The sequence below is a fragment of the Nostoc sp. MS1 genome, from assembly GCF_019976755.1.
GTDB lineage: Bacteria > Cyanobacteriota > Cyanobacteriia > Cyanobacteriales > Nostocaceae > Trichormus.
Genome location: NZ_AP023441.1, coordinates 4751099 through 4772523, shown reverse-complemented (window position 1 = coordinate 4772523; position 21425 = coordinate 4751099). Strand labels below are relative to the sequence as shown.

The following is a 21425-nucleotide window of genomic DNA, read 5'->3' as shown; positions in this document are numbered from 1 at the left end:
GGGTCGCTTCGCTCCAGTTCAAAATTCAAAATTCAAAATTCAAAAAGTGCTAAATGCAAATTTCGGCTTTATTGACTAATCTTGAAATCTCGGTGTCATACAGTAGGGACAATCTAGCCATTCTGGTTGTAGTTGGGCAGTACAAGTTCGACAGGTAAGACCACTCTTGCGTTTGGCTTTTAACTCAGCTTCTAAACCTGTGTCTGTGAATGTCACCCGTTCTACTTCTTCTAAGGTGGTGGAACCTTGGCGCACTAGGTCTAAGCTATAAGCCAACAAGGTTTTCATCCCTTCTTCTACAGCTACTTCTTTGATACGTTCTGTAGGTGCTTCTTCGTTGATGAGAGTTTGCAGATTTTCGGAAATCTTCATGACTTCATAAACACCGCAACGTCCTCTGTAGCCAGCACCATTGCAAGCTGGGCAAAGCTCATTTTTGGCTTTAGCTTCAGCGATCGCTTCTGATGGTACGGTGTTAGCCTTATAGAATGTAACCGACACTTCACCAGAAGCAGTCATCCCATAACGGGCAAGTTCTTCGGGTGTGGGGTTGTAAGCAATCTTACACTCACCACATACACGCCGCATGAGACGTTGTGCCAATACCCCAATCAGAGAACTGGAAACCATGAATGGTTCAATACCCATTTCTCCCAAACGAGCGATCGCGCCAGGGGCATCGTTGGTATGTAATGTAGTTAATACCAAGTGACCCGTTAAAGCCGCTTCAATGGCTGTTTTCGCTGTTTCCTTATCTCGCGTTTCACCCACCAGTAGTACATCCGGGTCTTGTCGCAAAAATGCTCGTAACGCCGTAGCAAAATCCAGACCCTTTTCCCGAATTACCTGTACCTGGGTAATACCTGGCAAACTATATTCAATCGGGTCTTCTACCGTACTAATGTTAATCCCTGGAGAGTTCTTCTCCGATAGCGCTGAATAAAGCGAAGTCGTCTTACCTGAACCAGTCGGCCCCGTTACCAGAATCAAGCCGAAGGGCTTACTGACCATATCTTTAACAATATTTAAAGTTTCTGGGTCAGTAATCAACTTATCTAAGCCCAATTGGGTAGAAGAGTTGTCCAAAATCCGCAGACAAACCTTTTCTCCATAGCGGCTAGGTAAGGTATTTACTCGGAAGTCTACCTTACGTCCTTCAAACATCCGGCGAATACGTCCATCTTGGGGTAAGCGTCGCTCGGCAATATCTAAGTTAGAAATAATTTTAAATCTCGCCGTTACCGCAGGGATAATTTTTTTCGGTAGAGGTGGAAAAGCCTCCCTTAGTACACCATCCTTGCGGAAGCGAATACGCATATTTTCTTCTTGCGGTTCCACATGGATATCAGAAACCTTCTCGTGCAATGCTTTTGCCAAAATTCTATTGACAAGATTAATGACCGGCGCATCTTCCGCACCTTTCATTGCTGAACCTAAATCAGCTTCCATCTCGTCTGGCGCATCTTCTAGGTCGAGATTGCCGAGATTTTCTAAATCCTGATTAATATCTGTAAATTTTTCTTGTTCCAGGTGCTTTTGCCGTACAGCCATTTCATCCAAATATTGGTTAATTAGCTGTTGGTAATCTTCCTGGGTAATTACCATACGCTGTAATGATAAACCTTGAGGGCGCAAGATGCGGTTTAAGTCATCCGACGCTTCCAAATTATCTGGAGAAACCATCGCCACTAACACATAGGGCGGGTTATGTTCATCATTTCTAGATAATGGTACTAAACGGTGACGGCGGCAGATATCCACTGGGATGAGGGTTTCAATTAAATTACCCACCATCGTGTTACCAACACTGTTGACCTCTGGATCGAGAGATTCAACACCGTATAGGATTTTTAATTCAAATAATTGCTGTTTCTTATATTGTCTGAGGAACTCAGGTGATAGCTGTCGTCCAGTGATAGACTCCAAAACTTCTGTTAAGGGTCTACCAGACTTGCGACTTTCAATCAGCGCTTGTCTCATCTGTTCGGTATTAACGTAGCCAGATTGTACTAATTTAGTACCGAAAGGTGAAAACTCTGTTCTCGTAGTTAGAGCGGTGCTGCGCCGTTGTGGTGACGATTGAGTCATAGGTGAGCAATGAGTAGGAAAACCTCTGTTTAGAGTATTCCCAGCTCAGGACACAAAATTTTCATTGATACTTAGTAAAATCTTTTCATTTGGTCATTAGTCATTAGTCATTGGTCATTAGTCATTGGTCATTAGTCATTAGTCCATAGTCAAAAGTTATTCTCCTCTGCTCCTCTGCTCCTCTGCTTCCCCTGCTCCCTTGTCTCCGCTCCTCGTTCGGAATACCGCCCTGAGAAGATTGACCCTAATCTGTTCACCATTTGTAAAAATAGGATGGCGGTCAGATCATTTCCTAAAAAATCTGGCAAAAATCAGTCTCAGTGTACAGCCATCAACTACCAGGTTTGTTCATTGTGGTGAAATACTGCCCTAAATCACATTTGGGATGAGTAGACTTGGACAATGATCGACGAAAATAAACAGGTAAACAATACAAGCCAGCAATTGGGTGAATCAACAGAGGTAAAGCAAGCAATTATGAGTGAATCCCCTGCCCAAATTAACACTAATGACTCTGGAAGCGAAGTTACAGAACAAGTGACCACCCCAACTAATGTCGGGGGAGAAACTACAAGTACACAAGACAACTTCGCGGCTACACAGACACAGGAAACCAATACAGCCGCTTTGGCTGAACTGTCTCAACAAATCGATTCTCTCAAAGCACAGTTAGAAGAACGTAGTACGCAATATATGCGGATTGCGGCAGATTTTGAAAATTACCGCAAACGCACTCAAAAAGAAAAAGAAGAACTAGACCTACAGGTAAAAAGAAACACAATCTTAGAATTGTTGCCTGTGGTTGATAATTTTGAGCGGGCGCGATCGCATCTCAAGCCACAAACTGATGGCGAAATGACAATTCACAAAAGTTATCAAGGAGTTTATAAACAACTAGTAGATTCGCTCAAACGCTTAGGTGTATCACCAATGCGTCCTGAAGGACAAGACTTCGATCCTAATCTCCATGAAGCAGTAATGCGGGAACCTACGGATGAACATCCAGAAGGAACAGTGTTAGAAGAGTTAGTGCGCGGATATTACTTGGGCGATCGCGTGCTACGCCATTCTATGGTCAAGGTGGCTGCTCCAAAGGAAGATGCACCGCCAGCACCAGACAATCAGTCGAGTCCAGCCGACAGTTAACCTGTATCAGCTCGCCTCACTGACCGATAGTGCTGAGGTCATAGTAGAGGCGAGCATTGTTAAGGATTGGAGATTTTAGATTTTGCGGAAAGTTCTGTAGGCGGGTTTCCCGCCGTAGGAACGCCACTTGCTATAAGCCGGGAAACCCGTCCAACGCAGTGGCTCAACTTTTCAAGACGGATTTTAGATTGAATTAATTTAAAATCGCAAATCCAAAATCCAAAATCCAAAATTGAATAGCCTTCCGCCTAAGTTTATACCCAAAAAAAGTTAGTCCGGGCTACAGCACTCAGTAAATATATTTACGTATGGGAAAAGTTATTGGGATCGACTTAGGCACAACTAATAGTTGTGTTGCGGTTTTGGAAGGTGGTCAACCGATAGTGATCGCTAATTCTGAAGGTGGACGCACTACACCGAGTATTGTCGGATTTGGAAAAAGTGGCGATCGCTTAATCGGTCAGCTGGCAAAAAGACAAGCTGTAACCAATGCAGAAAATACTATTTTTAGTATTAAGCGGTTTATCGGTCGTCGTTGGGATGATACGCAAACAGAACGCGATCGTGTACCTTATAGCTGTGTCAAAGGTCGAGATGAAACTGTAGATGTACAGATTCGTGGACGCAATTACACGCCCCAAGAAATATCCGCAATGGTTCTGCAAAAGCTCAAACAAGATGCGGAAGATTTTCTGGGTGAAGCAGTCTCCCAAGCAGTAATTACCGTACCTGCGTATTTTACTGATGCCCAAAGACAAGCTACTAAAGATGCGGGTACAATTGCCGGACTAGAAGTTTTACGAATTATTAATGAACCTACGGCTGCTGCTTTAGCCTTCGGGTTGGATAAACAAGACCAAGAGCAGCTAATTTTAGTTTTTGACTTAGGTGGCGGGACATTCGATGTCTCGATCCTCCAGTTGGGGGATGGAGTATTTGAAGTCAAAGCTACTAGTGGTAATAACCAACTAGGCGGCGATGACTTTGATGGCTGTATTGTGCGTTGGATGATTGAACGCTTCCAACAACACGAAAAAATTGATCTTGCCCAAGATAAAATGGCGCTGCAACGTCTCCGAGAAGCAGCCGAAAAAGCTAAAATTGAACTTTCCAATATGGCAAGTACCTCAATTAACTTGCCTTTTATTACAGCTGATGAAACTGGGCCGAAGCATTTAGAAATGGAACTTAATCGTTCTAAGTTTGAGGAGTTGGTAGGGCATTTAATCGAAGCTACCATCGAACCGATGATTCAAGCCCTCAAAGATGCAGACCTAAAACCACAAGATATAGACAAAATTATTTTGGTCGGTGGTTCTACCCGTATTCCGGCGGTGCAGAATGCCTTAATTAAGTTTTTTAATGGTAAGACCCCAGACCGTTCGGTTAATCCTGATGAAGCTGTAGCATTAGGTGCAGCTATCCAAGCTGGAGTGCTAGGTGGGGAAGTTGATAATTTACTGCTATTGGATGTCACACCCCTATCTTTGGGGATTGAAACTTTGGGCGAAGTCTTCACCAAAATCATCGAACGTAACACTACAATTCCTACCAGCAAATCTCAAGTATTTTCCACAGCCGTTGACGGACAAACCTCAGTAGAAATCCACGTTCTCCAAGGTGAACGGGCAATGGCCAGGGATAACAAAAGCCTGGGTAAATTTCTCTTAACAGGCATACCCCCAGCGCCCCGTGGAGTACCGCAAATCGAAGTTTCCTTTGAAATTGATGTCAACGGTATACTTAAAGTTGCTGCCCAAGATAAAGGCACAGGTAGAGAACAAAGTATTCGCATTACCAATACAGGTGGACTAAGCAGCAACGAAGTAGAACGGATGCGCCAAGAAGCAGAAGTTTTTGCTGAAGAAGATAAAAGACGCAAAGAATTGGTGGAACTCAAAAACCAAGCAGATAATTTGTTGATCATTTATGAATCGACTTTGAAGGATAATGGCGAATTGATTGGCGAACAAATGAAAGTTCTCGCTGGGGAAAAAGCTAGTCTGGTTCAAAGTTTAATGACTAACCCCGCCATTTCCATTAAAGAGTTTCAACAATGTTTGGATGATTTCCAACAAACTCTATTTTCTATCGGTGCAGATGTGTACAATCGAGCTGGTACTCAAAATGGAGATGAAACAGAAGCAATTTATGATATGTCTCATATTTCCTTGTCTTCAGACAACCCATCCCCACCTAGTGGAACTCTAATACCACAATTTAATTTTGATTTTGATGAAGAAGGTACAGCACAAGCTGATTATGAAGCGATAGATTAGAGTTTGAGTAGTGCTGAATCAGTAGAATCTAAGAATAAAAACTCATTACTCAGGACTCAGCACTAAATTACATGGGGGGTTTTCCACACTAAAGGGTGCGGATAGCCCCTCTGCTTGATGAGGGGGTTTCCTCGTAGTACGTAGCACAATTGTAAAAGAGACAGCCATCTTGGTAACAAGAGCCATAGGTTATACTTTTTCTGCTCCTAGTTATTGGTAGCTTTTGCTAGTTTTACGAGGAAACTACCTATTACTTTACTTGTTGATGATTTTTGTTAAGGGTAAAAGGTAAAATCAGTTATTAACATAATTTTACTTTGCCTTCTATCTAACCTCTGGCAAGTTGCCCATGTGGTGTCTACTGCCTATATTGCCCTCTTCCTCCTAACTTTTACCTTTGCTATATGGCCCGCGACTATTATGAGATTTTAGGCGTTGCTCGTGACGCTGACAAAGAAGAAATCAAACAAGCCTACCGCCGTCTAGCCCGGAAATATCACCCTGATGTGAATAAAGAACCGGGAGCAGAAGAGCGCTTTAAGGAAATTAACCGTGCCTACGAAGTGCTTTCTGAGCCGGAAACCCGTGCGCGTTACGATCGCTTCGGGCCTGAAGGTGTTTCTGGGGCTGGTGTTGGTTTTCAAGATGTGGGCGATATGGGTGGTTTTGCCGATATCTTTGAAAGTATTTTCAGTGGTTTTGCTGGTGGTATGGGTGGCCCAACCCAGCAAAGGCGACGCAGTGGCCCAGCGCGGGGTGATGATTTACGGCTAGACCTGAAGTTAGACTTTCGGGAAGCAGTATTTGGCGGGGAAAAAGAAATTCGGATTTCCCATCTAGAAACCTGTGAAACCTGTACTGGTACGGGTGCAAAACCGGGAACTCGTCCCCGTACTTGTTCGACTTGTAGTGGTTCGGGTCAAGTCCGCCGTGTTACCAGAACACCATTCGGTAGTTTTACTCAAGTCTCCACTTGTCCTACCTGCAATGGCACAGGCATGGTAATTGAAGACAAATGTGGTACATGTGATGGTAAAGGCACAAACCAAGTTACCAAGAAACTGAAAATCACTGTTCCTGCTGGGGTAGACAACGGTACGCGCTTACGTATTTCTCAAGAAGGCGATGCAGGTCAGCGTGGTGGCCCGCCTGGAGATTTATACGTCTACTTATTCGTCAACGAAGACGAAGAATTTCAACGCGATGGCATTAATGTTCTCTCAGAAATCAAAGTTAGCTACTTGCAAGCAATTTTAGGTTGCCGATTGGAGGTGAATACTGTAGATGGGCCTGTGGAATTGATTATTCCCGCCGGCACGCAACCGAATACAGTCATGAAACTAGAAAATCATGGTGTACCGCGTTTGGGTAATCCTGTGAGTCGTGGGGATCATCTATTAACGGTGTTAATTGATATTCCTACTAAAATCACCCCAGACGAGAGAGAATTGCTAGAGAAGCTGGCTAAAATTAAGGGAGACCGTACTGGTAAAGGTGGTCTAGAAGGTTTTTTGGGAAATTTGTTTAAGTAATGACGCTCTCTTCTTTATCAACTCCTGATGCTCAACTTGATTTACGTGGCACTCCTTGCCCCCTTAATTTTGTGCGTACAAAACTCCGTCTGGAAAAAATGCCACCAGGAGGGTTACTAGAAGTCTGGTTAGACCCAGGAGAGCCAATTGAGCAAGTTCCTGATAGCCTGACAATGGCAGGTTATCAGGTAGAGCAAATTACAGATTGCACAGGCTATTTCTCCTTATTAATCCGCCGTCCCATAACTGCCTGATGAAAGTTATCTCCACTGGTAAGTTATGGGGTACGGTGTTAGCCGTGCAAGCAAATTTTTATAAAGTACAGCTAGACGAAAATCAATTCAAAATTCAAAATTCAAAATTCAAAATTAATGAACTATTGGACGGAGAAGAAGGGGAACCAAAAACACTTTCTTCCCTCTGTCTTCCTGCCTTCCTGTTATGTACTCGTAGAACTCGGTTGAAGAAAATCGGACAGCAGGTGATGGTGGGCGATCGCGTTGTGATAGAGGAACCAGATTGGGCTGGAGAGCGTGGGGCGATCGCGGAGGTATTAGAGCGGCAAACTCAGTTAGACAGACCACCAATCGCCAATGCGAACCAAATTATGCTGGTTTTTGCGGTGTCTGACCCTCCATTGGAACCTTATCAACTAAGTAAATTTTTAGTTAAAGCTGAATCTACTGAACTGGATGTGGTTTTATGCTTGAATAAGAGCGATTTAGTTAGTCCAGAGGAACAGCAACAAATAAGCGATCGCTTGTTTGCTTGGGGTTATCAACCAGTATTTATCAGCGTCGAAAATCAAATCAATATTGATAAAGTAGGCAAATATCTCAGCAATAAAATTACTGTAGTTGCCGGGCCTTCGGGTGTGGGTAAATCCAGCTTGATTAATGCACTGATTCCCGACATTAACCTGCGAGTGGGAGAGGTTTCCGGTAAACTAGCTCGTGGTCGTCATACCACCCGCCATGTAGAGTTATTTGAATTACCAGATGGTGGTTTGTTGGCAGATACGCCAGGGTTTAATCAACCTGATGTAGATTTTACTCCAGAAGAACTAATCTATTACTTCCCAGAAGCTAGAGAGCGTTTAGCTATGGGTGGCTGTCGCTTTAACGACTGTTTACATCGTGATGAACCAGAATGTGCAGTGCGCGGAGATTGGGAAAGGTACGAACATTATTTAGAATTTTTAGCAGATGCGATCGCTCGACAAACTCAACTTAACCAACAAGCCGATCCTGAATCGACATTAAAAGTCAAAACCAAAGGCAAAGGTCAAAGTCAATACGAACCCAAACTAGAAAGTAAAAAATATCGTCGCACCTCTCGCCGCACGCAAGTACAGGCACTACAAGATTTGTATCAAGATGAAGGGGAGTAGAGAGTGGGGAGTGGGGAAGAGAAAGAGGCAGGAGGGGGCAGGGGGAAAAATCCTCTCCCTAGTCTCTTCTACTTTTTGACTGTGGACTATGGACTATGGACTAATGACCAATGACTAATAACCAATGACTTTAGTTTACAGGACTACTACGATCCCCAGAAGGTCTTAAAATATTGTTAATTTCCGCCTAATCCTCGACCTTCACTTTAACAAGTATCACCCCAGAACACTATGGCTATTGGCTACGTCGCGCTCGTACTTCACGCACATCTGCCCTTCGTTCGTCACCCAGAGAGTGACTACGTATTAGAGGAGGAATGGTTATATGAAGCCATTACCGAAACATATATTCCCTTATTGAAAGTATTTGAAGGCTTAAAGAGAGACGGCATCGACTTTAAAATAACGATGAGTATGACACCGCCGCTTGTGTCGATGCTGCGTGATCCTTTGTTGCAAGAACGCTATGATGCACACTTAGCCAAACTTGAAGAACTGACGGAACTGGAAATTGAGCATAATGCCAACAACGGACACATCCGTTACTTAGCCGAACACTACGCCACTGAGTTTAACGAAGCGCGTCAGATGTGGGAGCGCTACAACGGCGATTTAGTTACGGCTTTTAAGCAATTCCAAGATAGTAATAACTTAGAAATTATCACTTGTGGCGCTACTCATGGCTATTTGCCATTGATGAAGATGTATCCTCAAGCTGTGTGGGCGCAAATTCAGGTGGCTTGCGAACATTATGAAGAAACTTTTGGTCGTCCACCTAGAGGTATTTGGTTGCCAGAATGCGCCTATTATGAAGGTTTGGAACGAATGCTGGCGGATGCTGGTTTACGTTACTTCCTAACTGATGGACATGGTATTTTATACGCTCGTCCTCGTCCTCGCTTTGGTACTTACGCGCCAATTTTTACCGAAACTGGGGTTGCAGCCTTTGGTCGAGATCATGAGTCTTCTCAACAAGTGTGGTCTTCTGAGGTTGGTTATCCTGGTGCGGCTGAATATCGGGAATTTTATAAAGATTTGGGTTGGGAGGCTGAGTATGAATACATCAAGCCCTACATCATGCCCAATGGTCAGAGAAAAAATACAGGTATTAAGTATCATAAAATTACTGGACGCGGTTTAGGATTATCAGAAAAAGCACTGTACGACCCTTACTGGGCGCGGGAGAAAGCAGCAGAACACGCCGCCAATTTCATGTATAACCGCGAACGCCAAGCAGAGCATTTGTATGGAATTATGCAGCGTCCGCCAATTATCGTTTCCCCCTATGATGCTGAGTTGTTCGGTCACTGGTGGTATGAAGGCCCTTGGTTTATTGATTACCTATTCCGCAAGTCCTGGTATGACCAAGGAACCTACACTATGACCCATTTGGCGGACTATTTACGGGCTGAACCTACACAACAAGTTTGTCGTCCTTCTCAGTCGAGTTGGGGTTATAAGGGTTTCCATGAGTATTGGTTGAATGAAACCAACGCTTGGATTTATCCGCATTTACACAAAGCGGCTGAACGCATGATTGAAATCTCTACACTGGAACCGGAAGATGAATTGGGATGGCGATCGCTTAACCAAGCTGCGAGAGAATTACTATTAGCGCAATCTTCCGACTGGGCGTTTATTATGCGGACAGGAACAATGGTTCCTTATGCTGTGAGACGCACGCGATCGCACCTCATGCGTTTTAATAAACTCTATGAAGATGCCAAAATCGGCAAATTTGACAGTGGTTGGTTAGAAAAAGTCGAGTTAATGGATAATATCTTCCCCAATATTAACTATCGTGTTTATCGTCCTTTGTAATCAAGGGGAGTGGGGAGTTGGGGGTTGGGAGTAGTGAGTGTTAAGTACTGATACCCCTCTGCTTCTTCCTAACCCTAACCATCTTTTTTTATCACTTATAAGCAAAACCCCCAGTAATCAGTGCTGGGGGTTTTGTTTGTCTCAATTGCGGATTTTCTACTGCTATTGGGGTAGAGTCCGGCTGGTATACGCATCTATCGCATACGCTGGGGTGCGCTCAATGTAATCTATATCCATACCAGTTATAGATTTAGCTAACTTCTCAAAAGATGCAGAACGCCAGTTACGTTCATGGATAGGCTTTTTTTGTTCTCCCAGAAAGTAAGCTAAAGAACCTAAAACAGAAGCTGCAACCCAACCTAAAACTAACACTGCGAATAATATAGCCATCGTTAATTTCTTCCTATAATTTTTGTGAATTTATGTAAATAAATATAACTTTATTGCAACAAAATTAGCAATATGCGCTAAATAGGGTATGCCGAGCAAGTAGGTAGGGTTATTACTACCGCTATTCAATTTTGGATTTTAGATTTTTAATTTTGGATAGGGAACTTTGATTCAAAGCTTATTTCAGCAGTTGGAATGAAGAGAACTATGCCCATGTGGTATTATTGATTTCTGTAAGTAGAAGGACTAAATTAAACTTAACTTGATAGCGCCGGGTTTCGACTGCGCTCAACCCTCTTCTAATAAGGTTAACGAGCATTGAGCGTAGTCGAAATGCGTCTTATAAATAATTGTGTCCACCTACTTAACTTTGCTAAAAATTAATAGCTAAACTTGTAGCGATCGCAGCTAAGTTAAACACTTTCTACCTCCTCTAGCAAGAGGTAGTTACGTTGTATAGAGGTTATGTAATCAAAAAGCCCGTGACGAGGATTGAACTCGTGACCTCACCCTTACCAAGGGTGTGCTCTACCACTGAGCCACACGGGCGAAATTTATTTAATTAGATTTTGAATTATATTATAATCCAAAATCTAATCTTGAAGGTGGGCCGGGCTGGATTTGAACCAGCGTAGGCGTAAACCAACGGATTTACAGTCCGTCTCCATTAACCACTCGGACACCGACCCGTATGTCCCACGATTTACAATAATAGCAGCAAATTTTAGAAATGGCAAGGGAAAGAGGAAAATTTTTTCGAGAGCGGTATTCTCACTGTAGAGACGTTGCAGGCAACGTCTCTACATCATGTATTTGGCTACAAACCTAATCTAAGAGTTCACCCGTCTCTTGCAGTGAGTGCAAGCGGCTGTATATCCCCTCATGACGCAAGAGTTCGTCGTGGCTACCAACTTCCACAATCTTTCCCTGATCTAGAACTACAATCTTGTCTGCTTCCCGCACTGTACTCAGGCGGTGAGCAATGATGATTGTTGTACAAGTTCCCTGAATCGATCGCATCGCTAATTGAATAGAGCGTTCAGACTCGTAATCTAGACTAGAGGTGGCTTCGTCAAAAATCAGTACATCAGGTTCTACTAGCAAGGCTCTAGCAATTCCTAAACGCTGTCTTTGTCCACCAGAAAGCCTCACGCCACGCTCTCCAACAACTGTGTAGTAACCTTGGGGTAGATGCTGTACTACTTCGTCAACTCTGGCAATTCTACAGGCTTCTCTGACTTGCTCAAGGGTTGCGTCTGGTCTACCGTAGGTGAGGTTATCCAAAATCGTACCGTTGAACACGTCTACTTCTTGATGAACGATCGCCAGCCTGCGTCTATACTTAGATACATTCAAAGTGCGAATATCTTCACCATCAATGAGAATTTGCCCATCTTGTGGTTCAAAATAACGCAGTAGGAGTTTTACCAAGGTGGACTTACCAGAACCAGAGCGACCAACTAAAGCCACTGTTTGGTATGGTTCAATCAATAAGTTGATATCTTGCAGGACTTTGCGGTTAATATCATAGCCAAAACTGAGATGAGCAAATTCAACTTTGCCAGTAAATTTGTAGGGTAAAGATGTATCATCTTCTGCCAACACAGTAGCCGCATCGTATCCAGTGGGTTCTTGCATAAACTCATGGAACCGCAGCATGGAAGAATAGCGCCGTGCAAAAATTTCTGCTAGTGTGCTAATTGGTTCCAACTCTGCATAAGCCATGCTGGAGAGGGTTAAAGTCATGACAAAATGACCAAGGGAAATTTTACCGTTTACCGTTGCAGCTAAAGTTAATCCTAAAATAGCGAACACACAAAACTGAATAAATGTCTTTTGCCAAGTTAGCAGGATCACGTAATTCTTGTGAACTCTGTAATCAACTACTGTTAACTCCCTGTCTAAACGTTGTTTTTGTCGCTTCAGTTCTTTGGCTTCTGTGGCAAAAGCTTTTACTGTTTTGATGTTAGTAATTAACTCAGATGTACGGCTTTCGGTATTTTCCATGTATTTATCTAGAAGACCTTCGTGCCGAATTATTTGCTGTAACTTTCGTAAGCTAAAGGCAAGAATAATCACGAAAGAAATCAGATATAGTAGGGCAATTCGCCACTCAATCACGAGAATAAATAGGAAAATTCCTAGCACCCGCAGCAGTTTAGGAATTAATTGTCCGGCAATTTCTGGATATGTCCAAGTGTGATTAGAAATACCTCGACCTAAACGTCCAGCAATTCGTCCGGGATTATTAACATCATAAAATTCTACGGGAAGTGTCAGAATTTTCTCAATTGCTAACTTGCTATTATCCCGACGAGTCCTTAAGGCTATATCCCAGTGGAACCAACTGGTTAACCAAGGTTGTGTCGGCGCTCTAACTACGGTGACTAGAAAAATTAAACCCAGTAGTACGCCTAAAGATAGATGTTTGTTAACTGGGTAATTAGTTAATTGGGAGACATTTGCGATCGCACTTTCTAAAGGTTTATCTAACGGTTGATTGGACAAAACGTTTAAAATTTGTCCAATCGCATAGGGAACAACTAAATCCACAATCTCGTAAATGCTGGACGCTGCAATACTCAAGATACCCAGCTTCCAATCGTCACGAAAATAATTGACAATATCTCTAAATTTAGCCATGATGCACACTGCCCAAGAGTGCGAGCTTTAACTTGGAGCTTTTATGCTACATGTATATTACAGATGTAGTCAATAGCTAAATCATGAAATCACCCGAATGGGTGAGATTAATTCAAAATTGAAAAAGTGATACTTAGCAAAGGTTTGGGCGTTTGCATCTGTATGGTATTTTTTGTGTAATAGTATAAGTTTGCTAGTTCTGCTAATTTGCAATTGAGAAATTATCAGTTTATTTGGCTTGCTCGATTTTTTTGCGGATTGATGTTATTGGGGAAAAACTCTAGGCGATAGCGATAAAGGGCGACTGGGCGAGAACCTGCGGTGAAGTAATCTGGATCTTGGGGTGAGAGGTAGACAGCCGTTACTTGATCGGCTTCAATTGTTGGGGATGATGTAGAAAGTTGATGGTAGGCGGTGGTAGATTCCACTGAGTTGAAGTAAGGGCGTGAACCACCTTTAAATAATTGTTGAAAGACTTCTGCGGTAATAAATTTACCGTCTGGAGTAGTTTCTGTAGCCCGTGCTGTGACGATAGAAACTAATTGGCGTTCCCCGCGTAAAAATGTAATTTGACGATTAGGCGAATCGGGGTCTACTTTGACTGATAATACTGCTTCATCACCTAAGTAAGACTTAGCTAGATTCAAACTATTAAATGCTCTATCGGCTACTATGTTTGTTGATATGGTCTGAGGAGTTAATTTTAAACTAGTGAAAGGCGATGGCGTTCCGCCCGCCGTAGGTGATCGCGCAGCGTTCGTTTTAGAAAATCGCTCTTTCACAAACCGTACTAAAAAACTCACAGGCTGATTTAATTGTCGGCGATTTCCTTCAAATCCAGGTGTGACAATATCTGGTGCTAACGGTGCAGCTAAATCTACCAAAGTGCTTTTAACTTCCCAAGTTCCCGCCATCCATTCAGGATAAATCAAATCTCCCTTAGCAGGCTGTACAGAAGTTAGTTTTTCCCACTGGGGAAAATATGCTAAACGTTCTGATAATTCACCTGCGCTTGCTTGTTTACTCCATCCTAATAACAAGATAATAATTAAGCAAAAATTACAAATAATTCTCAAAGTAAGTGTGAATTTCATTTTGAAATGTTTTTAATAAGGGTCAAAGCCCTTCTATTTAGATAAAAGAGGGCTAAAGCCCTTACTACTAAAATTTTTAGAGTTGTACTGGCAAAGGTTGCCAAATTTCGCCGTACTTTTCTTTTAATGTTTGCCAAGCTTCTACTTGTCCTGGTTCATATTCTCCGGGTTTACCCCATTGTAAAAATATGCTTAAAGCCGACTCTTGTTTATCATCTAAAAAGCGGATGGCGTAAGTTGGAAAATTACCGCGTTTTGCTTCTCCAGTTTCAAATTTAACTTGAGTTATTTTGTCCATATTCAAGTGAAATTCAAAGCCTTCGGTGTGCATATTGGCATATTTACCTTTAGCCAATTCTGCATAAAATAGCTTTTCAATTTTCCCCCGCGCTTCTAATACCGCCGCACTGCTAGTAACAATTAAGCGCAAAGTTCCTAAATTTTCACAAGCTTCTAAAAACTCTCTCAAATCAGCACTCATACATTCCCCTTTTCAGCGTTGACTGTTAACTGTTAACTGTTAACTGATGACTGTTAACTAACTCTCATACTGTTCGTAGGCGCTGACGATGCGCTGTACTAAAGGATGACGTACGACATCTTTTTGGGTAAATTCACAAACGGCAATACCTTCTACATGCTTTAACACTTGTAATGCTACCGTTAAACCTGATTGCTGATTCATTGGTAAGTCGGTTTGTGTGGTGTCGCCTGTAATCACCATACGCGAACGGAAGCCCAAGCGGGTTAAAACCATCTTCATTTGGGCGGGTGTGGTGTTTTGGGCTTCATCGACTATGACAAAAGCGTGATTGAGGGTGCGTCCGCGCATATAGGCGAGGGGTGCGACTTCAATAATGCCCCGTTCTATGAGGTTGGGGACTTTCTCTTGGTCGATAAATTCGTAAATTGCATCGTAAAGGGGACGCAGATAGGGGTTAATTTTCTGCTGTAAATCTCCTGGTAAAAAGCCCAATCTTTCCCCAGCTTCTACAGCCGGACGGGTCAAAATCAGCTTTTCTACTTGATTGGCGAGGAGTGCTTGCACGGCGACGACTACGGCGAGGTATGTCTTACCAGTCCCAGCCGGGCCGACGCAGAAAGTCAGGTCACGTTTACGGATGGCTTCGATGTACTGGCGCTGTCTGAAGGTTTTGGCGCGGACTTCATCACCCCGGCGAGTTCTGGCTAATACATCGCGCTGTAATTCTTTGAGTTCGTCTTCGCGGTGAGTGTCTAGAGCTTGACGGGCTGTTAATATATCAGCACTAGAAATAGTATTGCCCTGAACCCAAATATTTTCTAGCGATCGCACTAATTTTGCGGCTAAGTCTCTTTGTTGTTCTGTGCCGAAAATATGTAACTCTTGCCCACGCAGCACTAAATTCGCTCCTGTTTGCCGGGAGAGAATTTTGAGATTTTCTTCTCTATCACCCGCAAGTGCGATCGTACTGGTAATGTTAGGCAGCTGAATTATCAAGGCATCTGCCATAGGTATTTTTTAATTTGTTTTATGTGTTAGTTGTCAGTTGTCAGCTTTGCACTGAGCTTGTCGAAGTGTCGCTTTTGAGTTATCCATTTAAAATACTGATTGCTGACAAAATATCCACCCCCAAAAAAATGGATATATTTATTAAGTTTATCAATTGATAATTGACAATTGTTTCATTCAAGGTTTAAGACCTCTCCTTTTCAGGAGAAAAAATCAAAAAATAAATCCTTGTCTCCAATCCTCTCACTTCCAGGGAGAGGGAAAAAGTCAATTGTTAATTGTCCATTGTCCATTGTTGAATAGTATCTTTTTGAGTGTTTTATCTCACTTTAAACAAGTCAGTATTTATACTATTTTATAATAAAAAACCTTGATAATTCTAGATTATAGGAAGGTTTTGTATAAATTTACTAGTAAAATTTTTTATAATTTGTAACTAATTATTTTTTATATTTCTGAAGTAGAGACGCTGTAGCATCTCTACTTGACTGCGGTTTGAGTTAAAAATAACTCTCTATCTTCAACTACCCTAATCAAAGAAAATGCTTTGATTTAGTAGCGACCACCCTTGCGTGCTGCTTCTGCTTTGCGCTTGCGACGCAGACTAGGTTTCTCGTATCTCTCCCGACGTTTAACTTCGGATAAAATCCCGGCTTTTTGAATTTTCTTTTTAAAACGTCTAATTGCCGAGTCAATAGACTCATTTTCACCCAAACGAATTTCAGCCACTCCCTGGATTCACCTCCTGGCAGAGATTCTCACAGTAGTTGTGCATAAACATCATTAACTGAATACAGTTGGTAGTTTTAATCGAAGGTTCTGAGCGGGATGAATTAAAACCGCTCAGGCTTCTTATTTATTTTTAACCTAGTACCGCACAGATTTAATCAATCAATTATTCAAAATATATGAAAAGCTTGTTTATGAGCTTTTTGCATTTTGATTTTCGTGTACCAGTACTAGCGAGTGCGCGGTTTCACAATTGGTCGCGGTGCATTGCCACTACTTTCTCGTGATCTTGGCGGAGGTCTACGTTCTTGTTGGTCGTCTTCAACAGACATCCCTTCTCGCCCTGGAGTGGTGCTACCGTATATATCCAGATAAACTGATTGTCCAGTAAGTTCTGCCGCAGCAGCAAGCACTGTCCGAATCGCCTGAATATTGCGTCCCCCTCTACCAAACACTTTTCCCTTATCGGCACTTTCAAAGGCGATGCGAATCCAAGCCCGTTTTAGGGTGGAAGAAATTTCACAATCGACGCTTAAAGACTCTGGGGCTTCTAAAAACGGCTGCATCAAAAACTTGACCAGCCCCACGTAATTGGGACTAGCTGTTTGTGAGTTAGCCGTCAGACTATGATTCGGCTGCTGTTGCTCTGACCTGTTCAAAAACATTTTGTTTTTCTAAGATGCGGCGTACGGTGTCTGTGGGTTGAGCGCCTTGTTGTAGTCGCTTAACGATGCCAGGAACATCCAATCGCACTTCATCGGTTCTGGGGTTGTAGAAACCTAATTCTTCCAAGGGGCGGCCATCACGGCGTGAGAGGTCGTTGGCAGCAACAATGCGGTAACTTGCTTCCCGCTTTTTACCGAATCGCTTCAAGCGCAGTTTGATCATGATTGAAGAAACGTTCTCCTGTTAGTTTACTGAAATGCCAATTTTAACATATTGATCAGTGGTCGGTTGTCAATAGTCAACAGTCAACAGTCAACAGTCAACGGTCAATGGTCAGCACAATAATTTTAACTATGGACTAATGACTAATGACTAATGACTAATGACTAAAGATTTCCAAAACCTTTTTTCTTTTTGTCTTTGGGTTTTTTCTTCTTTGCGCCTGCGCCGCCACCGCCGTTGTAGCCTCGCCAGCCGGGGGCGGCGGAACGACCAGCGCCAGCAAAGGCGTTACCCATACCGCCACCGCCAAACATTCCAGGCATTCCGGGGAAGTTACCTTGACCCATTTGCTGCATGAGCGATCGCATTTTTTGGAAATCTGCCACCAATTTATTCACATCTGACTCTTTATAACCGGAGCCAGTAGCAATTCTTTTGCGGCGGCTGGGGGAACTGGCTAGTAAATCAGGGTCGCGGCGTTCTTGCAAGGTCATGGAATTAATCATGGACTCGCACCGCTTAAGTTGGGTTTCTCCTTGCTTTAACTGGTCATCAGAAAGCTTACCCATCCCTGGAATCATTTTAAGGATACCCCCCAGAGACCCCATATTCTTTAACAGCCGTAGCTGTTTCACGAAGTCGGTAAAGTCAAATTTCGCTGACAGGATTTTCTCCTGCATTTTCTCCGCATCAGCTAGGTCAAATTCTTCTTGGGCTTTTTCTACCAAGGTCAAAACGTCACCCATACCCAAGATCCGGGAAGCCATGCGGTCTGGATAAAAGGGTTGTAGGGCTTCGACTTTTTCGCCTACACCGACAAATTTAATTGGTGCGCCGGAAATCTGACGTACTGATAACGCCGCACCACCCCGGCTATCACCATCCATTTTGGTGAGAATTGCGCCTGTGATGCCTATTTGCTCGTGGAAGGTGCGGGTGAGGTTGGCGGCTTCTTGACCCGTCATTGAGTCCACAACCAATAGGGTCTCGTGGGGTTGGACGGTGGCTTTGATCTGGGCTAATTCCGCCATCATATCTTCGTCTATTTGCAGACGACCAGCCGTATCAATAATGACTGTGTTTACACCTTCGGCTTTGGCACGTTCCACACCTTGACGGGCAATTTCTACTGGGTCGGCATCGCTTCCCAACTCAAATACGGGTACGTCAATTTGTTTACCCAAGGTAATCAACTGGTCAATAGCGGCTGGACGATATACGTCTGTGGCTACCAACAAGCAACTGCGCTCTAATTTGCGTAAATGTAAGGCTAATTTAGCTGTAGCTGTGGTTTTACCAGTACCTTGTAACCCAGCCATTAATACAATTGTGGGCTTTTCTTCAGTTTCCGCCAGGGGAACGTTTTCTTCCCCCATCACCTGCACTAGCTCATCGTAAACTATCTTGATGAACTGCTGGTCAGGACGCACGCCTTTTACGACTTCGGCTCCCTGCGCTTTGGCTTCAACTTCGCTAATAAAATCTTTGACTACTTGCAGGTTAACATCTGCTTCCAACAGGGCGCGGCGCACTTCCCGCAAAGCATCTTGAATATTAGAGTCGGAAATTTTATCTTGTCCGCGCAGTTTTTTCCAGGCGGATTCTAAACGGTCGGCTAATGCGTCAAACATATCTTAGTTACAGTTATTGAGCCAATGGGGATGTCCGAATCAGCGAATAAGTGCGATTCAGAAATTTTTATAATGTGCTATTTACCAGCTTAGTAGTTTTTCTCCCGACTTGAGCAGGGGGATAGCCATTGGTGTCAACTTAAGTTAGCCGCCAGGAAGTTAAGTTCCTTTCTGGACAATATTTTTACGTTAAATATAAAGTTAAACACTACCAATTCTCCGCAAGGGGGCGGAAACTTGGGATAAATATGAAGACTTAAATGCAGCAAGTAGGGGAAGTAAAGGAATAAGTTTTAACCATCTTGTCTCCCTCAACCCCCTCATCTCCTCTACTCCTATGAATTATGAACCCTTCTGGAAACTGCATTAGGCACATCCTGAGAAGCCAGAATAACTTGAATGTATTTATTCTGGCAATCTTGAGAAAATTTTAGAAAGAGGTTGTTTTTCTCATCAGGTGAAAGTCTATCAAATTGAGTTGAGTCTCTATGTGGGGATGTAGAGTCTAAATATCTTAGAAGTAGTCCTTTGTAACCCAAAAAAGCAAGTTCATTAATGAGATTTTCACAGAATTTGCCGTCAAAGTATCCCCCGTGAACGTTGATATATTTGGGGAAACTGAAAAAATAGGCAAGTAGTATTTGAATATAGTCCAATAAATTTAGGGCTGGTTGTCCTTTAGCAAAACTCAGTAGTCCTTGATTGGGTATTTCTTGATAATCGGTACAATCGAAATATGTAAAAAAATCTCCTATATTAATACCGTTATCTTGAGCTTGAAAACTCTGTCCATTTAACATCTGACGTTCAATTGATGATGCTCGAATTTCTAGGCATTCAAGAGGGTTAATAGGATCGGTAAAATTGTCATTTTCACTGTTGAGAATACCATAGTTACTCAATTGGAGATTTTCTTTAAATGCTTGACGGTTAACTGTTATGTTACCTAGCTTGTAACCCCTAAATCGAGTTCTTGATGGGAAACTAAAATAATTAGCAGCTGTTGAAGCCAAGCGTAATGCTAAATCAGCCTCATTGCAAAATACATAGGCTTCCTCACAACGTTTTAGTGAAGGTCTAAGAAAATTAGCCCTAGAAGTTAAAATCGATTCTAGGGGAATATCTGGTGCAACAAGTACTAATCTTCCTAAACTAAAGACATCGCCAATTTCAGGTGAGGGTTTATCTACTATGGCATCAGGATCAAATACATCTGAGAGGATACGAATTGTTTGAGTTGCTACCTCACAACCTAAACTATGAGCAATAAAAGAGATTTTGATTCTAATTTTATCGCTTTGGCTTTCTCGTTCTTCAATCAGCTTCCATTTTACAGACTGCAAATTTTGTGTTTTGCATTCTTCCAAAATTTCTTTTTGTAAATCTTGGAAGAACCTGACTAAATCTAGTACACCATAATTACTCGCACGAAAGCGATCGCGCGGATAAGCTGATAGGCGTAAGGCAATTAATGCTAATATAATCCCAACTATAAATATAGAAATAACTGTAATAGGTACAAACAATAAATTAGGATTTTTGGCAATAGGAGGTAAAGTAGCGATCGCGCCAACTGCCAAACCCACTACTACCATAATTAATCCATTAGGAATAATAGGTAAAAATTTGGTTGCTAGTGCTATGTTCGTTAGCCCAATTCCTACTACAGATGCAAAGCTAATAATTAGCAGAGAAGTTAAAAGAAAATTCGCTGCTGCATTTGTCCATAGAGATAGTATGATACCAACTAAACCAAAAAATAGTGTAGTAATTAAAATTGCTAAAGGTAAATTTGGTAAAGATTGTAGGGAATAGACAATTTTATCTACAAACGATATTGGCTTACTATTTGCAGATGCTGGGGCATCTTGCATAGGGTTTTCCGCCGGCCAGCGATAGCCAATAAATACATAATTGTTAGGCTTAAAGTTAGCTTCTGTGGAATTTATATAATTATCAGTTCGCTGATAGCGATTAATCGCATCTCGTTCTGAATTAGCATAACCATGTATGTGTAGTACTAATTCTGGTTGTTCAATATTAATGAGGTATTGGGCAATTTTTTTTAATTCAAGTTTATTGAGATCCTCTGTTTGACCTACATATAAATCTTCAACATTAATTGTTGCTGTACTTCTGAGATAATAAGCAGGTACTGTAGTTGGTTTATCTTCTAGACCTTTTAAAGATGAGAGTGTATATATTTGCTCCGAAGGCAAGTAATCTAGTGTTGACATAAGTATCCTTGTGTGACTACTTGGATAGTAGAAGGAGAATGGTTTTGGGATAAGTATGGGATTGA

At 42.4% G+C, this 21425-nt stretch carries 17 protein-coding genes and 2 tRNA genes; 6 read left to right on the top strand and 13 right to left on the bottom strand.

What is annotated here, in order from left to right; genetic code table 11:
• Positions 1–75: 75 nt before the first annotated feature.
• Complete coding sequence (locus NSMS1_RS20685; protein WP_224086630.1) at positions 76–2088, bottom strand: GspE/PulE family protein; 2013 nt, start codon at positions 2086–2088, stop codon at positions 76–78.
• Positions 2089–2490: 402 nt separating this feature from the next.
• On the opposite strand from NSMS1_RS20685, the gene grpE reads away from it, so the two are divergent.
• From grpE to NSMS1_RS20655, 6 genes are all read left to right on the top strand, one after another.
• Positions 2491–3234: a nucleotide exchange factor GrpE gene (grpE, locus tag NSMS1_RS20680; protein ID WP_224086629.1), complete on the top strand. Its 744-nt coding sequence runs from the start codon at positions 2491–2493 to the stop codon at positions 3232–3234.
• A gap of 308 nt (positions 3235–3542) precedes the next feature.
• Positions 3543–5513: a molecular chaperone DnaK gene (gene dnaK / locus NSMS1_RS20675; protein ID WP_224086628.1), complete on the top strand. Its 1971-nt coding sequence runs from the start codon at positions 3543–3545 to the stop codon at positions 5511–5513.
• Positions 5514–5917: 404 nt separating this feature from the next.
• Positions 5918–7045 (top strand): molecular chaperone DnaJ, encoded by a 1128-nt coding sequence (gene dnaJ, locus NSMS1_RS20670; RefSeq protein WP_224086627.1) that lies wholly within the window; start codon positions 5918–5920, stop codon positions 7043–7045.
• A complete protein-coding gene (locus tag NSMS1_RS20665) occupies positions 7045–7299 on the top strand; it encodes a sulfurtransferase TusA family protein (RefSeq protein WP_224086626.1) in 255 nt (84 codons plus the stop codon). The genes dnaJ and NSMS1_RS20665 overlap by 1 nt, the downstream gene beginning before the upstream one ends.
• Entirely contained in the window at positions 7299–8435 is a 1137-nt protein-coding gene (gene rsgA, locus NSMS1_RS20660) for a small ribosomal subunit biogenesis GTPase RsgA (RefSeq protein WP_224086625.1), read from the top strand. Before NSMS1_RS20665 ends, rsgA begins: the two co-directional genes overlap by 1 nt.
• A gap of 231 nt (positions 8436–8666) precedes the next feature.
• Positions 8667–10256: a glycoside hydrolase family 57 protein gene (locus tag NSMS1_RS20655; RefSeq protein ID WP_224086624.1), complete on the top strand. Its 1590-nt coding sequence runs from the start codon at positions 8667–8669 to the stop codon at positions 10254–10256.
• A gap of 162 nt (positions 10257–10418) precedes the next feature.
• Here the strand turns inward: NSMS1_RS20655 and NSMS1_RS20650 are convergent, their stop codons facing one another.
• The 12 genes from NSMS1_RS20650 to NSMS1_RS20595 all read right to left on the bottom strand — a co-directional run bounded on the left by NSMS1_RS20650 (position 10419) and on the right by NSMS1_RS20595 (position 21360).
• The gene (locus NSMS1_RS20650; protein WP_224086623.1) at positions 10419–10646 is read right to left on the bottom strand and encodes a photosystem II protein, Psb35-related; all 228 of its coding nucleotides are present in this window, start codon (positions 10644–10646) and stop codon (positions 10419–10421) included.
• A 477-nt stretch (positions 10647–11123) separates the two neighbouring features.
• Positions 11124–11195, bottom strand: a tRNA-Thr gene (locus NSMS1_RS20645).
• 57 nt (positions 11196–11252) lie between these two features.
• Positions 11253–11335: transfer RNA gene (locus NSMS1_RS20640), tRNA-Tyr, on the bottom strand.
• Positions 11336–11471: 136 nt separating this feature from the next.
• Positions 11472–13289, bottom strand: coding sequence for an ABC transporter ATP-binding protein (locus tag NSMS1_RS20635; protein WP_224086622.1), 1818 nt, complete (start codon positions 13287–13289; stop codon positions 11472–11474).
• Between the two features lie 224 nt (positions 13290–13513).
• Positions 13514–14383 (bottom strand): DUF6816 family protein, encoded by an 870-nt coding sequence (locus NSMS1_RS20630; protein ID WP_224086621.1) that lies wholly within the window; start codon positions 14381–14383, stop codon positions 13514–13516.
• A 76-nt stretch (positions 14384–14459) separates the two neighbouring features.
• Positions 14460–14864 carry a ChuX/HutX family heme-like substrate-binding protein gene (locus NSMS1_RS20625; RefSeq protein WP_224086620.1) on the bottom strand — a complete coding sequence of 135 codons (405 nt, stop codon included), beginning with the start codon at positions 14862–14864 and terminating at the stop codon, positions 14460–14462.
• A gap of 57 nt (positions 14865–14921) precedes the next feature.
• Positions 14922–15875, bottom strand: a complete 954-nt coding sequence (locus NSMS1_RS20620) for a PhoH family protein (RefSeq protein WP_224086619.1) — start codon at positions 15873–15875, stop codon at positions 14922–14924.
• Between the two features lie 552 nt (positions 15876–16427).
• Complete coding sequence (gene rpsU / locus NSMS1_RS20615) at positions 16428–16604, bottom strand: 30S ribosomal protein S21 (RefSeq protein WP_224086618.1); 177 nt, start codon at positions 16602–16604, stop codon at positions 16428–16430.
• 230 nt (positions 16605–16834) lie between these two features.
• Positions 16835–17269: a KH domain-containing protein gene (locus NSMS1_RS20610; RefSeq protein ID WP_224086617.1), complete on the bottom strand. Its 435-nt coding sequence runs from the start codon at positions 17267–17269 to the stop codon at positions 16835–16837.
• On the bottom strand, positions 17229–17492 hold the full coding sequence (gene rpsP, locus NSMS1_RS20605) for a 30S ribosomal protein S16 (RefSeq protein ID WP_067774036.1): 264 nt from the start codon (positions 17490–17492) through the stop codon (positions 17229–17231). The genes NSMS1_RS20610 and rpsP overlap by 41 nt, the downstream gene beginning before the upstream one ends.
• A 164-nt stretch (positions 17493–17656) precedes the next feature.
• Positions 17657–19123 carry a signal recognition particle protein gene (gene ffh / locus NSMS1_RS20600; protein ID WP_224086616.1) on the bottom strand — a complete coding sequence of 489 codons (1467 nt, stop codon included), beginning with the start codon at positions 19121–19123 and terminating at the stop codon, positions 17657–17659.
• 335 nt (positions 19124–19458) lie between these two features.
• Complete coding sequence (locus NSMS1_RS20595; RefSeq protein WP_224086615.1) at positions 19459–21360, bottom strand: alpha/beta hydrolase; 1902 nt, start codon at positions 21358–21360, stop codon at positions 19459–19461.
• Positions 21361–21425: the final 65 nt, after the last annotated feature.